This window comes from Bacillus sp. FSL L8-0358 (genome assembly GCF_038593095.1).
In the GTDB taxonomy this organism is placed as follows: Bacteria; Bacillota; Bacilli; order Bacillales; family Bacillaceae; genus Bacillus; species Bacillus subtilis.
Genome location: NZ_CP151962.1, coordinates 1,492,721 through 1,507,382, shown reverse-complemented (window position 1 = coordinate 1,507,382; position 14,662 = coordinate 1,492,721). Strand labels below are relative to the sequence as shown.

Annotated in this window: 13 protein-coding genes; 2 read left to right on the top strand and 11 right to left on the bottom strand. The window is 43.7% G+C overall.

Translation table 11 applies throughout. The annotated features are described in order from the left end of the window. The first annotated feature begins 92 nt into the window (after nt 1-92). Nucleotides 93-1,325 carry an aminopeptidase gene (locus NYE49_RS07890; RefSeq protein WP_015383558.1) on the top strand — a complete coding sequence of 411 codons (1,233 nt, stop codon included), beginning with the start codon at nt 93-95 and terminating at the stop codon, nt 1,323-1,325. Nucleotides 1,326-1,358: 33 nt separating this feature from the next. Here the strand turns inward: NYE49_RS07890 and NYE49_RS07885 are convergent, their stop codons facing one another. Both NYE49_RS07885 and NYE49_RS07880 read right to left on the bottom strand, forming a co-directional pair. Continuing rightward, nucleotides 1,359-2,270: a ketopantoate reductase family protein gene (locus tag NYE49_RS07885; protein WP_047182558.1), complete on the bottom strand. Its 912-nt coding sequence runs from the start codon at nt 2,268-2,270 to the stop codon at nt 1,359-1,361. Between the two features lie 57 nt (nt 2,271-2,327). Then, entirely contained in the window at nt 2,328-3,950 is a 1,623-nt protein-coding gene (locus NYE49_RS07880) for an ATP-binding cassette domain-containing protein (RefSeq protein ID WP_003232344.1), read from the bottom strand. 180 nt (nt 3,951-4,130) lie between these two features. Here NYE49_RS07880 and NYE49_RS07875 point away from each other — a divergent pair, with 180 nt between their 5' ends. Beyond that, a complete protein-coding gene (locus NYE49_RS07875; RefSeq protein WP_003232345.1) occupies nt 4,131-4,400 on the top strand; it encodes a hypothetical protein in 270 nt (89 codons plus the stop codon). 33 nt (nt 4,401-4,433) lie between these two features. Here NYE49_RS07875 and lepB read toward each other — a convergent pair whose 3' ends face one another. From lepB to NYE49_RS07830, 9 genes are all read right to left on the bottom strand, one after another. Next, nucleotides 4,434-5,015, bottom strand: coding sequence for a signal peptidase I (gene lepB / locus NYE49_RS07870; protein ID WP_003232348.1), 582 nt, complete (start codon nt 5,013-5,015; stop codon nt 4,434-4,436). 144 nt (nt 5,016-5,159) lie between these two features. Continuing rightward, a complete protein-coding gene (locus NYE49_RS07865; RefSeq protein WP_015383554.1) occupies nt 5,160-7,064 on the bottom strand; it encodes a PTS fructose transporter subunit IIABC in 1,905 nt (634 codons plus the stop codon). Between the two features lie 14 nt (nt 7,065-7,078). Then, nucleotides 7,079-7,990: a 1-phosphofructokinase gene (gene pfkB / locus NYE49_RS07860; RefSeq protein ID WP_032725621.1), complete on the bottom strand. Its 912-nt coding sequence runs from the start codon at nt 7,988-7,990 to the stop codon at nt 7,079-7,081. Further along, on the bottom strand, nt 7,987-8,742 hold the full coding sequence (locus NYE49_RS07855) for a DeoR/GlpR family DNA-binding transcription regulator (RefSeq protein ID WP_014476685.1): 756 nt from the start codon (nt 8,740-8,742) through the stop codon (nt 7,987-7,989). The genes pfkB and NYE49_RS07855 overlap by 4 nt, the downstream gene beginning before the upstream one ends. A gap of 279 nt (nt 8,743-9,021) precedes the next feature. After that, nucleotides 9,022-10,215, bottom strand: coding sequence for a sporulation-delaying-protein transporter subunit SkiZ (gene skiZ, locus NYE49_RS07850; protein ID WP_174616618.1), 1,194 nt, complete (start codon nt 10,213-10,215; stop codon nt 9,022-9,024). Further along, the gene (gene yknY / locus NYE49_RS07845; RefSeq protein WP_003232356.1) at nt 10,212-10,904 is read right to left on the bottom strand and encodes an ABC transporter ATP-binding protein YknY; all 693 of its coding nucleotides are present in this window, start codon (nt 10,902-10,904) and stop codon (nt 10,212-10,214) included. Before yknY ends, skiZ begins: the two co-directional genes overlap by 4 nt. Continuing rightward, on the bottom strand, nt 10,905-12,038 hold the full coding sequence (locus NYE49_RS07840; RefSeq protein ID WP_047182556.1) for an efflux RND transporter periplasmic adaptor subunit: 1,134 nt from the start codon (nt 12,036-12,038) through the stop codon (nt 10,905-10,907). It abuts the gene before it with no gap. A gap of 4 nt (nt 12,039-12,042) precedes the next feature. Continuing rightward, nucleotides 12,043-12,738: a toxin SDP protection protein YknW gene (gene yknW / locus NYE49_RS07835; protein ID WP_047182555.1), complete on the bottom strand. Its 696-nt coding sequence runs from the start codon at nt 12,736-12,738 to the stop codon at nt 12,043-12,045. A 109-nt stretch (nt 12,739-12,847) separates the two neighbouring features. After that, entirely contained in the window at nt 12,848-14,662 is a 1,815-nt protein-coding gene (locus NYE49_RS07830) for an ABC transporter ATP-binding protein (RefSeq protein ID WP_174616619.1), read from the bottom strand.

Sequence of the window (14,662 nt, the reverse complement as noted above, 5' to 3'; positions counted from 1 at the left end):
ACGTGTCGTTTTGGGTTTTTCACTTTGGGCTCCTTCTTTCCTTTATAGGATCATATTTGATATGATGAGAAAAAAGCTTGGAGGAATGATTCATGGATTCATTTTCACAGAAATTAAATATATATGCACAGCTGGCGGTAGAAGTCGGCGTTAATGTCCAAAAAGGCCAGTATGTAGTCGTAAATGCTTCAACAGACGTCCGGGATTTTGTCCGTTTAATTGTAAAACACGCATATGAAAAGGGCGCAAAAAACGTCACCGTGAATTGGCAGGATGACGAAGTCGCCAAATTAAAATACGAACTAGCGCCGTTTGAAGCATTTGAAGAATATCCTGAATGGGAAGCAAAAGGCAGAGAAGAGCTTGCCAAAAATGGAGCTGCTTTCATTTCTGTTGTGTCTTCAAACCCAGACTTGCTAAAAGGTATAGATTCCAAACGAATTGCGGCATTCCAAAAAGCAGCAGGCAAAGCATTACATACATACAGACAATATATTCAATCAGACAAAGTCAGCTGGACTGTCGTAGGTGCGGCTTCAGCAGGCTGGGCTCACAAGGTGTTTCCTGGCAAATCAGAGGAGGAAGCGATCCACCTTCTGTGGGAAGAAATTTTTAAAGCGACGCGCGTAAATGAAGACAACCCGGTTCAGGCGTGGATCAATCATGACCAAAATCTTCATGAAAAAGTTGACCATTTGAACGAGAGACATTACGCTGCCTTACATTATCAAGCTGAAGGAACTGATTTAACAATTAAGCTGCCTAGGAAGCATGTTTGGGCAGGTGCGGGAAGCGTGAATGAAAGCGGCCATGAGTTTATGGCCAATATGCCGACAGAAGAAGTGTTCACGCTGCCGCAAAAAGACGGGGTTGACGGAGTGGTATCAAGCACAAAACCATTAAGCTACGGCGGAAATATTATTGAAAATTTCACCCTGACGTTTGAAAATGGCCGTATAGTCGACATTAAAGCTGAAAAAGGTGAGGATATTTTAAAAGAACTGGTGGAAACAGATGAAGGTTCTCACTATTTAGGTGAAGTGGCACTTGTTCCTTACGATTCGCCTATATCACAATCAAACATTCTTTTCTATAACACGCTGTTTGATGAAAACGCGTCAAATCATTTGGCGATCGGAAGCGCCTATGCCTTTAATATTGAAGGTGGAAAGCAGATGTCTCGTGAAGAGCTTGTTAAAGAAGGCCTAAATGAAAGCATTACACACGTGGACTTTATGATCGGTTCTAAGGATATGAATATTGACGGAATTACGGCAGACGGGAAAAGAGAGCCTATCTTCAGAAACGGAAATTGGGCTTTTTAAGTAAATAAAAGGAGGCTTTTCCGCCTCCTTTTTTTATTTTACTGCTTCATACATTTGCAGATTCGCATAAACGGTTTCTAATACTGGTGCAGCCAGAGATAAACGTTTAGCTTTTTCAAGCAAAAATCCATGCAGGTGGTCGCCTTCTGTCGTTTGGCCGTTTTCCATATCCCGAAGCATGGAGGACTTCATATGGTAAGACATGCTGGTCATCGTACGAAAGCTCTCTTCCTCAAGATCCGGATCAGCCGGAACACCTTCTTTTCGTAAAACAGCGCAAATTTCCCCAATAAGAGTTTGGGCCGTGTGACGTCCGGCTTCTGTGGCGAGGATTGGGCCAAGCGGTCGTTGAAATAACGTTGTGATCCCCGCTTGCGCTGCAATAAAGAGATACTTTTTCCAAATGTCCTTCTCGATATGCCCGCTAATGATGACTTCAGCCTTCACACCTGAAAATGCCTCTTCAAGCGCTCTTATTCGCTCCGTACGCTCGCCGTTCCATTCTCCAAATACAAAACGATGCGATGCGCTCGTATGATGAATTTCTCCTTTGTTGTCTAAAGCACTTTCTATAAAACACAGGCCGCCCAGCACCTGTTCTTTTGAAAATGCCGCAAATAGCTGCTCATAGTGGCGGTACCCATTTAAGAAAGGGATCATGACAGATTCCTGATGGATAAATGGTTTGACATCGTCTATCACTTGACCAAGCGAGTATGCTTTAGAAGCAATGATAACGACATCAAATTGCCCTGTTTCTCCTGCACTGATTAGTTCGGGCTGAAATGATACATTCCCTTTTTCACTATGGATGACAAGCCCGGTTTCTTTCAGCTGCTCAGCTCTTTTTTGGCGCACAAGAAATGTCACATCATTTCCTTTCTCCGAAAGCCGTGCGCCAATATACCCGCCTACTCCACCTGCTCCGACAACCAAAAATTTCATGTTGTGATCTCCTTTCATATTTAGGTATCAAAAAAAGCAGAGAAATCTCTGCTTTTTTTATTCCGCGTATAGTTCAGTCAATTTTTTCTGCACATCAGCATTTTCAAGGAACTCGTCATAGCTCATTTGCTTATCGACGATGCCGTTAGGTGTAATTTCTATAATTCTGTTGGCAATGGTCTGCACAAACTGATGGTCATGGGAAGTAAACAGCATAGCGCCTTTAAAGCTGATTAAGCCGTTATTGAGCGCTGTAATGGATTCTAGGTCTAAATGGTTGGTCGGCTCATCCAAAATTAAAATATTGGCGCCAGAAAGCATCGCTTTCGACAGCATACAGCGGACCTTTTCTCCCCCGGAGAGTACGTTTGCTTTTTTGTGGACTTCCTCTCCAGAGAACAGCATGCGTCCTAAGAAACCGCGTAAAAAGCTCTCACTTTGGTCGTGCGGAGAATATTGGCGAAGCCAGTCTACAAGGTTCAGATCACTGCCTTCGAAATATTCGCTGTTGTCTTTTGGAAAATACGCTTGAGATGTGGTAACACCCCATTTAAACGTTCCGCTGTCAGCTTCCATTTCCCCGGAAATGATTTTAAACAGCGTAGTCACAGCAAGTTCGTTTCGGCCAGTGAAAGCAATTTTATCTTCTCGATTCATAATAAAGCTGACATTGTCAAGCACCTTTACGCCATCGATTGTTTTTGTTAAGCCTTCCACGCGAAGAACATCATTTCCGATTTCCCGTTCCGGCGTGAAGTTAACATAAGGATAGCGGCGGGAAGACGGTTTAATATCATCCAGCGTGATTTTTTCGAGAAGTTTCTTTCTTGATGTAGCCTGCTTAGATTTAGACGCATTGGCGCTGAATCTAGCGACAAACTCTTGAAGCTGTTTAATCTGCTCTTCTTTTTTCTTGTTCGCTTCTTGAGAAAGCTTTAACGCCAGCTGGCTTGACTCGTACCAGAAATCATAGTTTCCGACATAGATTTGAATTTTGTTAAAATCAAGGTCGGCAATATGCGTACATACTTTATTTAAGAAGTGACGGTCATGGGACACGACAATAACTGTGTTTTCAAAGTTAATTAGAAACTCTTCAAGCCACTGGATTGCCTGAAGGTCCAGGTGGTTCGTTGGCTCATCGAGCAGCAGAACATCCGGCTTGCCGAATAATGCCTGTGCCAAGAGAACTTTTACCTTCTCCGAACCGCCGAGGTCTGCCATCTTTTTTGTGTGTAGATCTTCTGAGATACCAAGGCCTTTTAACAGGATCGCAGCTTCACTTTCCGCTTCCCAACCGTTCAGTTCCGCGAATTCACCTTCTAGCTCAGCAGCACGAATCCCATCCTCATCTGAGAAATCAGGCTTCATGTAAATAGCGTCTTTCTCCTGCATGACTTCATACAGGCGTTTGTGGCCCATAATGACCACTTTCAGCACTTCATACTCTTCGTACTCAAAATGGTTCTGCTTCAAGACGGCAAGACGCTCGCCAGGACTCATATGCACGTCGCCTGTCTGAGGCTCGATTTCGCCTGACAGCACCTTTAGAAACGTTGATTTACCGGCACCGTTTGCACCAATTAACCCATAGCAGTTGCCTGGGGTAAATTTAATATTAACATCTTCAAATAACTTGCGATCCGCAAACCGCAAGCTTACATTATTTACAGCAATCATTTATTATCCTCCATCATGTCTATCATCAATAAAAGTATACCATGAATGCAGGGCAAGAGAAATGATTCCCTGATAAAACAGAGAGAAAACACTTATACACCCAAACCAGCCAGCTGTGTTACAATTAAAGAGAGAGAATGCATCCGCTCGGAAAATTACACACTCTCATGGAGGAACACGTTGAGGCTTTTAACACTTACTGAATATTGCTTATTGATCTTTTTTACGGGCTTCTACCTTGCCGTAACAGGCTTTACCGCCAAAGATATCGGCTTATATATAGGCATAGCCCTTATTTACATATTTTCGCACATTTTTTCTAAACGGCTTTTAGAAAAGCGCGGAAAAGAGAACAAACAGGTTCACCTTTTCTTCAGTGTGCTAGCTATTATCGGTTCAGTGTTCATCACGGTTTTATGCATTGCATTGGTCGCTTCTTTTTCAAAATAAAAACGCCTGCTGTCCTAGGCCAGCAAGGCGTTTTTATTTTGTTTGACGCATTTCGTTAAACGGGAAAAAGACAAACTTCGATGTGCCGACAATTCGATCTTCCGCGATCAGTCCCAGCCCGTTCCGGCTGTCCATAGAATTCAGCCGGTTATCTCCCATGACAAAGTATTTGCCTTTCGGAACCTTAACCGGTCCAAAGTCTCCTGTCAGACTGACACCAAGTTTTTCTGCTTCCTTCTTGTTTTTAGACAAGTAAGGCTCGGCTACTTTTTTACCGTTTATATAAAGCGTGTCATCCTTCATTTGAACGGTTTCTCCAGGCTTTCCGATCAATCTTTTTACATAATGGATTTTAGAAGTTTCACCGTTGATAATAACGATATCTCCGCGCTTCAGCTCGCCGATATAGTTGACTGTTTTATTCACAAACAGCCTTTCTCCGTCATGTAATGTGGGATACATAGATGAACCTTCAACTAAATACGGTTCAAACAAAAAGTGACGGATCAGGAGAGCCAGCAGAACAGCGATGACAATCGCTTTACCCCATTCCAGGTACGTATTGGTTTTTTTCTTCGCCGTTTTCTCAGTATTCGTATTTTTTTCCTCGGTCAAAGTGTTTCCTCCTAGACAATTGCTATGTCAGTTGTTTCTCTTCTTTTACTTTATCATAAAAAAGAATAAAATACATAACTTAACCGCGCTCCCTGCCGGCCGGATAAGAAAAAGCGTCCTTTCGAACCAAGGACGCTTTTTTTCTTATTTTTCTGTAACAGGTTTTTTGACGATACCGAGGATAATTGCCATCACGACAGCACCGATCACGATACTTAAAAGGTAAAGCATCGGATGGTTTGTAATGAAAGCTACGAATACTCCTCCATGAGGCGCCGGAAGCGTTACACGGAAGAATTCAGTTAATCCGCCGGCAACAGCTGCACCGACTACAGCAGCTGGTATGACGCGAAGCGGATCAGCCGCAGCAAATGGGATTGCTCCCTCTGTTACGAAAGCAGCTCCCATGAAATAGCATGTAATACCGGCTTCACGGTCACGCTGAGTGAATTTGTTTCGGAAAATGGTTGTTGCAAGTGCGATACCAAGCGGAGGAACCATACCGCCGGCCATGATTGCTGCATGAGGTGCATAGTTGCCTGCATCGATCATGGCGATACCGAACGTAAAGGCTGCTTTATTAAGCGGGCCGCCCATATCGATCGCCATCATGCCGCCCAAGATAATACCCATTAACACAAGGTTTCCAGTACCAAGGCTTTCAAGCCAATTTGTTAAGAAATTCATAAATGCCGCTACAGGTGTATTGACGACAAATTGCATTAATACGCCAGTGATAAAAATACCGAACAGCGGGTAAATCAAAACAGGTTTTAATCCATCAAGTGACTGAGGGATAAACGTAAATACTTTTTTCAGTAAAATCACGACATAACCGGCAAGGAATCCGGCAATTAAGCCGCCTAAGAATCCAGCATTCGCTTGAGTTGCCATAAATCCGCCTACCATACCAGGCGCAAAACCAGGACGATCTGCAATACTCATTGCAATGAAACCGGCCAGAACTGCAACAATCAGTTTTAATGCATTGTCGCCGCCGATAAAGTTTAATGCTGCTGCAAACGTGTTGTAGCTAGGATCATTCGGATCTGCAGAGTGAATTCCCCAGAAGAATGAAATCGCAACGAGAATACCGCCGCCGACTACGAACGGAAGCATGTTGCTGACACCGCTCATCAGGTGCTTATAAAACGCGTTTCCGATACCGCTTCCAGACTTGCCTTTCGCTTCTTCATCATCGTTTGAAGCTGCCGAACCGCCGCCGCTGCCTTGATAAATCGGCGCATCTTGATTCATCGCTTTTTCGATAAGCTCTTGCGGACGTCTGATACCCGCCGTTACAGGAACTTGAAGTACGCGCTTGCCTTTAAAACGTTCCATTTCAACCTGCTTGTCCGCTGCGACAATGATTGCAGGTGCATCTTCGATTTCTTGGGCAGTGAGCTTGTGCTTAATGCCGCTTGACCCATTTGTTTCGACCTTAATGTCCACACCAAGCTCTTTCGCTTTTTCTTTAAGGGCATCCGCAGCCATGAATGTATGGGCAATACCTGTCGGACATGCAGTAACCGCTAAAATTTTTCCTTTTCCAGCAGGTGCTGGTGCCGCTTCTTCTTCTTCCTCTTCGTCATCATCTTTATCGTGCTGATTAATAATGTCGATGATGGCATCTTCAGACTCAGCTTCAAGGAGCTGCTTACGGATTTCTTCACGCATTAACAGCGTTGAAAGTCTTGACAATGCTTCAAGGTGAGTGTTGTTTGCGCCTTCAGTCGCCGCGATCATGAACACTAAGTGAGCCGGCTGGCCGTCTAATGATTCATAATCGACGCCGTCTTTTGAACGTCCGAACGCGATCGCCGGGTTGATAACGCTTGCCGTTTTCGCATGGGGGATAGCGATTCCTTCACCGATACCCGTGGAGCTTTGGCTTTCGCGATTTAAAATGGCTTCTTTATAGGCTTGCCGGTCATTTAACTTTCCAGCCTTATCAAGAACAGTGACCATTTCGTCAATAACATTTTCTTTTTCTTTGCTCTCAATATTAAGCTTTATCGTATGCTTCGTTAAAAGCTCAGTTATTTTCACTTGTGTTTCCTCCTCTATAAACGTGTGACCTTAACTTCAGGAAGAAGCTGCTGGACAAATTCTTCTGTTCCAAGTTCTTCAGAGAACGCGGTAGCACTGCCTGAAGTAACTCCTAAGCGGAATGCTTCTTCAAGCGGCAGCTGTTTGGAAATTCCGGCAAGGAAACCTGCAACAACGGAATCCCCTGCTCCGACTGAGTTTACCAATTTCCCCTTTGGCACGTTAGCAAAATAAACAGCTTCGTTCGTAAACAGAAGCGCTCCGTCTCCGGCCATTGATACGATTACATGTTCAGCGCCTTGTTCTACAAGCTTTTTCCCATAAGGAACGGCTTCCTCAACAGATGTAATGGTCGTGCCGAACATTTCTCCAAGCTCATGATGATTTGGCTTCATCAAAAATGGTTTCATTTCTGTTGCTTTCAAAAGAGCCTCGCCTGAGATATCCAGAACAACTCGTGCGTTCTGCTGTTTGCAGGCCTCTGCGATTTTTTCATAAGTATCGTGAGGGAGTGAAGATGGAATGCTTCCTGCAAGAACGACGATATCTCCCTCTTGCAAAGATTGGAACTGTTCTAAAAAGGCTTTGAAATCTTCATCCGAAATTGTCGGTCCCTGCCCGTTAATTTCAGTTTCATCACCAGTTTTCAGCTTTACATTGATACGGGTATCCCCTTTTACTTCAGAAAAAGCTGTTTCCAGGTTTTCTTCCCGTAAAAATGTTTTGATATATTCTCCGGTAAATCCGCCGACGAATCCGAGCGCTTTAGACGCCACATGATGTCTTTTCAGCAGTCTCGATACGTTGATGCCTTTGCCCCCTGGATACTTGGTATCATACGAAGAACGGTTCAGGCCTCCTACAGTAAAATCTTCAACGTGAACAATATAATCGACAGATGGATTAAGTGTTACAGTGTAAATCATGGTTTCACTACCTTTACGACAGTTTTTTCTTGGTAATTATCGAATGTAAGCTCTTCAGCGTCAGTCGTAATGATTGTTGCGTCGCCTATTCCGGCGAATGCCGAAAATGAAATTTCTCCGAACTTCGAAGGGTCTGCTAAGACGTAAGCGTGTTTTGCCTGTTTGATCGCTTTCTGTTTTAAAAGGGCCTCATCAGGGTCCGGCGTTGTGAATCCAGCCTCTGTATGGACACCGTTTGTCCCCAGAAAACTCTTGTCAAATCTGTACTGGTCCATAGCAATCAATGAAGCGCCTCCAATAATCGCGCCCGTTCTGTGCTTTACGTATCCTCCAAGCAGATAAAAAGAAATTTCTTTCCTTATTAATGCATCGATATGCATTACCCCGTTTGTGACAACGACAATATCTTTGGTTTTATCCATAAAATCAATCATGTGCAATGTCGTCGTGCCTGCATCAAGGTAAATGCAATCCCCTTCTTCTAAAAGAGAAGCTGCTTTTTCAGCAATCTTCAGTTTATCGTGAAGGTTTTTGGATGATTTTTCAAGCATATCGGGTTCAAGTCTGATATCGGAAAGCTTGGCCGCTCCACCATGAACGCGCTTTAAAAAACCGCGTTCTTCAAGTGTCGATAAATCTCTTCTGATTGTTGATTCAGAAGCATTAGTCAGATTTATAAGCTCTTGAATCTTTACCACATCATGCTTTTCTATTTGATCAATAATCAATTGATGCCGTTCAGGAGTTAGCATGCTTCACCTCCTAATGAAAACGTATTCATTTTGAATACAATTTCATTGTAAACGCTATTTTCGGTTTAGGCAACTAAAATCATTCAAATTCATTCAATAACTATCAAAATCTTTCACGTTTCTCCATATTAACGTATGTCTATAGGGTTTGTAAACTGTAAATTCGACAAAAATAAGGACAATTGTATGACATTTTCTTCTTATTTTAATGAAAAAAGTCTTTTATATTCATAGTAGAAATCACTATACATAAAAAAACCTCATGCATGTTGCATGAGGCTACTCATAACGCAGCGCTTCAATGGGATCAAGCTTTGCGGCTTTATTTGCAGGAAGCATGCCGAAAATAACACCAATGAGCATACTGAACAGCACGCCCCCGCATACAACCTGCCAGGATATGAGTGACGGCCAGCCCGCAATGGCTGAAACAAGCGCCGCCCCTCCGTATCCAATACCAATCCCGACCAGACCGCCAATCAGCGTCAATACGACTGACTCAATTAAAAACTGAGTCAGAATCTGTCCCCTCGTCGCACCGAGGGATTTTCTGATTCCAATTTCCCGTGTCCGTTCTGTGACTGATACGAGCATAATATTCATGACACCGATTCCGCCGACCAAAAGGGAAATACCTGCAATTGAGCCGATAATCGTCGTCATAATTGCCGTTACCTTGCCAATTCCGGCCGCAATCTCTTCCATGTTCATCACTTGATATGAATCCTCTGTGCCATGATTGTCATTTACCAGCTGTGCCGCTTCTTTTCCTGCCGATTTTATGTCATCTGCTGATTCGACCTGCAATGATACGTTACTGAAATCACTTGTGCCAAAAGAGGATTTCATCATATTAAATGGCACATACATTTCACTTAAATCGAAAGAAAGCAAGCCTGTTTCTTTTTTCAGCACGCCGATAATTTCAACGGGCTGTCCGTTTATCCAGACAACTTCACCTAAAGGGGAGGTTTTATCGAACAGTTCTTCAGCCATCTTTTGAGAGATGATTCCGGCTCTATTCCCCGCGAGAAAGTCATTGTCGGTAAATGTTCTGCCGCTTTCGATTTCTAAAGAATTGACAGTCATGTATCCATCATTTATTCCGTTAACCGTAGCATCGGTTTCTTCTTCGTGATAACGCGCTTTCATACTTTCAGAAGTCGAAGCAACGACTTGTTTAATGCCTTCTATTCCTTTTAAACCTTTAATATCGTTTTCTGTAAACGTAGATTCAGCTGCGGCGTTCGGGTTGCTTGCAAGCTCCTCGTCGCTAGGCATATAGTACAGCTCCACAGTATTTCCTGGGCCGCTGATCGACTGCTTCAGCATTTGCTCGCCGCCCTGTCCTACCGCAACGACAACAATGACAGAGCCTACACCAATGATAATGCCGAGCATCGTTAAGATCGAACGCATTTTATGGGCAAGGACAGAGCTTAGAGCCATTCTGATGTTTTCTAACAGGCTCATTCTCCCACACTCCTTTGTCCAGAGCTGGCAGGAACAATGTTTCCGTCACGCACCATGACGATCCGATTCGTGCAATCTGCTACTTCAGGCTCGTGAGTAACCAGAACGATTGTCGTTCCCTCGGCATTTAATGCTGTAAACTGATCCATAATCGCCTCGCTTGTTTTCGTATCCAGCGCGCCGGTCGGTTCATCAGCTAAAATCAATTTCGGCTCATTCACGATCGCCCTCGCAATCGCCACCCGCTGCTTCTGCCCGCCCGACAGCTCGTTGGGCATGTGGAGCATTCGATCGGCTAACCCGACCTTTTCCAATGCTCTCTCAGCCCGCTCTTGACGTTCTTTTTTGCCTATCCCGGAGTAAATCATCGGCAGCTCGACATTTTTTTTTGCGTTCAGCCGCGGAAGAAGCTGAAATTGCTGAAATACAAAACCGATGGACCGGTTACGGACTGCCGCCAGTTCTTTATCTTTATATGAAGAAATGTCTTCGCCGTCCAATTGATATGTACCGGAAGTCGGCCGATCAAGACAGCCGATAATATTCATGATCGTCGATTTTCCTGATCCTGACGGCCCCATAATCGAGACATATTCACCTTGATGAATGTCCAAATCAATAGAATGGAGAACATCAAACGTTTCCTTTCCGATCTGGTAGCTTTTTCGCACATTAGAAAGCTGAATCATTTAAGATTTCACTTCCATTCCGTCAGTCACCTGATCAGATGGATTCAAAATGACTTGATCATCTTGGGAAAGCCCCTCTTTAATTTCTGTCAGGTCATCTGTCACTTCGCCGATTTTGACATCAACTCGCTTTGCTTTTCCGTCTTTTACTGTATACACATAAAATTGGTCATCTTCTTTTTTGACTGCCTTTGAAGGAAGCGTATTTACTTTCCGTTTATCTGTTTCAATATTCATAATAAATTTAAAGCCTGGCTTTCCTTCTGGAAGATTTCCTTTTATTTTCACTTGAAGCGGGTATTGGACCGCCTGTTCTGTTCCTTGTGCCGCAGCGCTCTCCTGCTGATCCGGAACAAGCCCGACTGCGGAAACCGTGCCTTTCCATGTTTTACCCTGTATTACATCTGAAGTGAGTGTGACCTTCTGGCCTTTTTTGACTTTCAATGTATCGTATTCAGACAATTTCCCTGAGACGACAAGGTCTTTTGGGTTGCCGATATGTATGACAGGCTCTTGAATATCTGACTTTTTGGATGCTGCTTCTTGGTTGACAGAAATAACGGTGCCTTCAATTTCGCTTTTCACTTCAAGATCTGATACCCGGTTGGCAAGTGACTGTCGCTGAAGCTCGGTTTGTTTTAATTCGATCTCCGCTGTTTTTTTCTGCATTTGAAGCTCTGTCCGTTCAGATTCGATTTGTTTTTCTGCTTCTTTCTTTCCTACCTGTTTTTCCAGTTCTCTTTCTTTGCTATCTAAGGCTTTTAACTTTTCTTGAATTTGGTCAATTTGAAGCCGATTGGATTCAGACGTTAACTGGTTCTGTTCTTTTTCCAGGCTCAGCTGCTCATTTGTATAGGTGACTAAAAGCGTGCCCTTTTTAACTTTATCGCCTTCCTTTACTTTAATATCTTCTAATGTCCCTTTATCCGCTTCATAAAAGACATACTGTTCATTTGAAAATTTTAGCGTGCCAGGAACCATAACCGTTGATGAGATTTCATTCTCTTCAACGCTCCCCGTCTGTATCTCCTTGCCGGCGCTGCCGCTTGTCGGAGCGGCAGACCGGTATATATTGATTCCAACAAAAAGAGCGACTATAACTGCGATTCCAATTCCGATCCAGACTTTTTTCATGAGCTTATGCACCCGCCACAGAATTGATTAAACCTGAAAAAAGCGAAAATACAACTAAAATTCCGAATAGAATGATTGCTGAAATCCACCCGGCTTTTTTTGAGATGCCTCCCGTTTTGTGAAGTCCGATTGCTAATAATACAAAACTCCAGATGCTGAAAATTTCAAAGGTATTTAACACACTGGCGAGAGCCCCGTCAGATGGGATAATCCCTGCCAGTGACGTCGTGCTGTAAAGAGGATTCACGTCAGTCGTAAAAGCAACGATTCCATTAACCAATAATCCGAGACTGCTAATTAAAGAGACAAACAGACCGAGAGAAAGCATTTTTTTATATGTCGTAACTCCGCCTGATATTTTTACACAGAGCCAATAAATAAGAGGGGCAATAAATAATGCTGCGATACCGCCGATAATAGCGCCTGCCATTCCGCCAAATTTGGTTATTGTTGCGACAGTTTCCATTTGTTCAGCAGATAGCCCTTGCGTATCCTGGCTTTTCAAAAGCTCACTATAATCCGTACCGAGTGATTGCAGCACGGCACCGACGATGATAATTGCTGCAACAATCAAAAGCGGTCCCCATACAGCCGGCCTTTCTCTTATTCTTTCAAATTGAACGGACGGACTTGTGATTACTCCTAAAAGTGAAGGCTTTTCAGTCGCCGTTCCGCTGTTTTTTTCTACATTCGTTTCCATTTCAAAACCTCCTTGAGAATATCTAACAAATAGTACGGGAAGGATATCAAAAAGTTTCATGTTTTTCTAATAAATTTCCAAAAGTCTTCAATATTGAAGGCTTTTCATATTATTCTATCGCTGTGCTGTATTGCGCTTTCACAAGCCCGGCATAAATGCCTCCTTTAGCGATCAGCTGATCATGGTTCCCTTCTTCTATTTTCCTGCCGTGATCAAGAACAATGATGCGGTCGGCGTCGCGGATCGTAGACAATCTGTGAGCGATCATCACTGCTGTACGCCCTTTCAGAAGCGTTTTTAACGCTTGCTGAATTTTTACTTCTGTCTCTGTATCAATGCTTGCCGTTGCTTCGTCAAGGATGATAATAGCCGGATCGGCGAGCAATGCTCTTGCAAATGAAATGAGCTGACGCTGACCGGCAGACAGTACGCTGCCCCTTTCCTCTACCTCTGTTGCGTATCCTTCCGCTAAATCGGAAATAAACTCATCCGCTCCGACCGCTTGGGACGCTTTCATCACCTCTTCATCCGAAGCATTTGGCCTTCCAAAACGAATATTTTCCATGATGGTCCCAGAGAAAATAAATGTATCTTGCAGGACAATGCTGATTTGAGAGCGCAGACTGGCAAGGGAAAGATCCTTAATCGGTATACCGTCTATTTTAATGGTGCCTCCGGTCGCATCATAAAAACGGCTGATTAAATTCGCAATCGTCGTCTTCCCGCTCCCTGTATGCCCGACAAGCGCAAGCGTCGAGCCCGCCGGAATAGAGAAAGAAACGGCGTGAAGGGCTTTTCGTTTTTCATCATACGAAAATTCAACCTCTTCAAAACTGATCTCCCCATTTATCTTTTCATTATGAATGGCATTCGGCTTCTCCTTGACATTTGGCTGTTCGTCCAGAAACTCAAAAATCCGTTCTGATGATGCCATCCCCATTAACAGCTGATTATAGACCTGACCCAGTCTCGAAATAGGTTCCCAAAACATCCCCAGATAGAAAGCAAAAGAAACGAAGACGCCAATCGTAATGGTTTCATTCATGATGAGTGTGGCTCCATACCAAATCAAGACAGCCGTCCCAATCGCATTCGTCATTTCTACCAGCGGACGGAACATGGCATTTTTTCTAGTTGCTTCCCGCCATGATTCGTAGTTCTCCTGATTGACACCGTCAAAATACGCCATGTTTTCTTCTTCCTGCGTAAATGCCTGTGTGACCCGGATGCCCTGAATGCTTTCGTTTAGATGAGAGTTGAGCTTCGATTGCTTTAGCCGTACCGTTTGCCAGGATCGGCGTATTTTTTTTCTGAGACTTGTTGAAATAAAAAACATAATCGGCAATGTCACCATGATGGCTATAGTCAGCTCAGGACTCAGCGTAAACAAAATGATAATCACGCCGGCCAGAAGCAGCAAGTCGGTCAACAAATTGATGACTCCGCTTGTAAAGAGCTCCTGAAGAGAGTTAATATCATTCATGATCCTGACTAAGATCGATCCCGCCGACCGCTGATCAAAAAATCGATGGGATAAGCGCTGCACATGGGTAAATAAATGCTGTCGCAAATCGTAAATGACATGCTGGCCAAGCTGATTCATCCACCTGATTCTTAACACATTGGCGGCGTAATTGAGGACATATAAACCGCTAATAATAAAAATGAGCTGAATCAGCAGCTCCGAGTTTCTCCCTGTAATCGCTTGATCAAGAACATAAACGCCGATCAGAATGGGGATCAAAAGCTTCACAGCAGTGCCAATCAATACGGTGAGAAAAGAAAGCGGCAAAATTGTTTTTCGATATGGTTTGACATAGCTCAGCAGCCGCCACATTTGAGCCCAGTTAAACGGCTTTTCAATGATTTCATCTGAAGAGTAATAGAAACGCTCTAAAATCCCCTGTTTTTTCGCTTGTTTCAT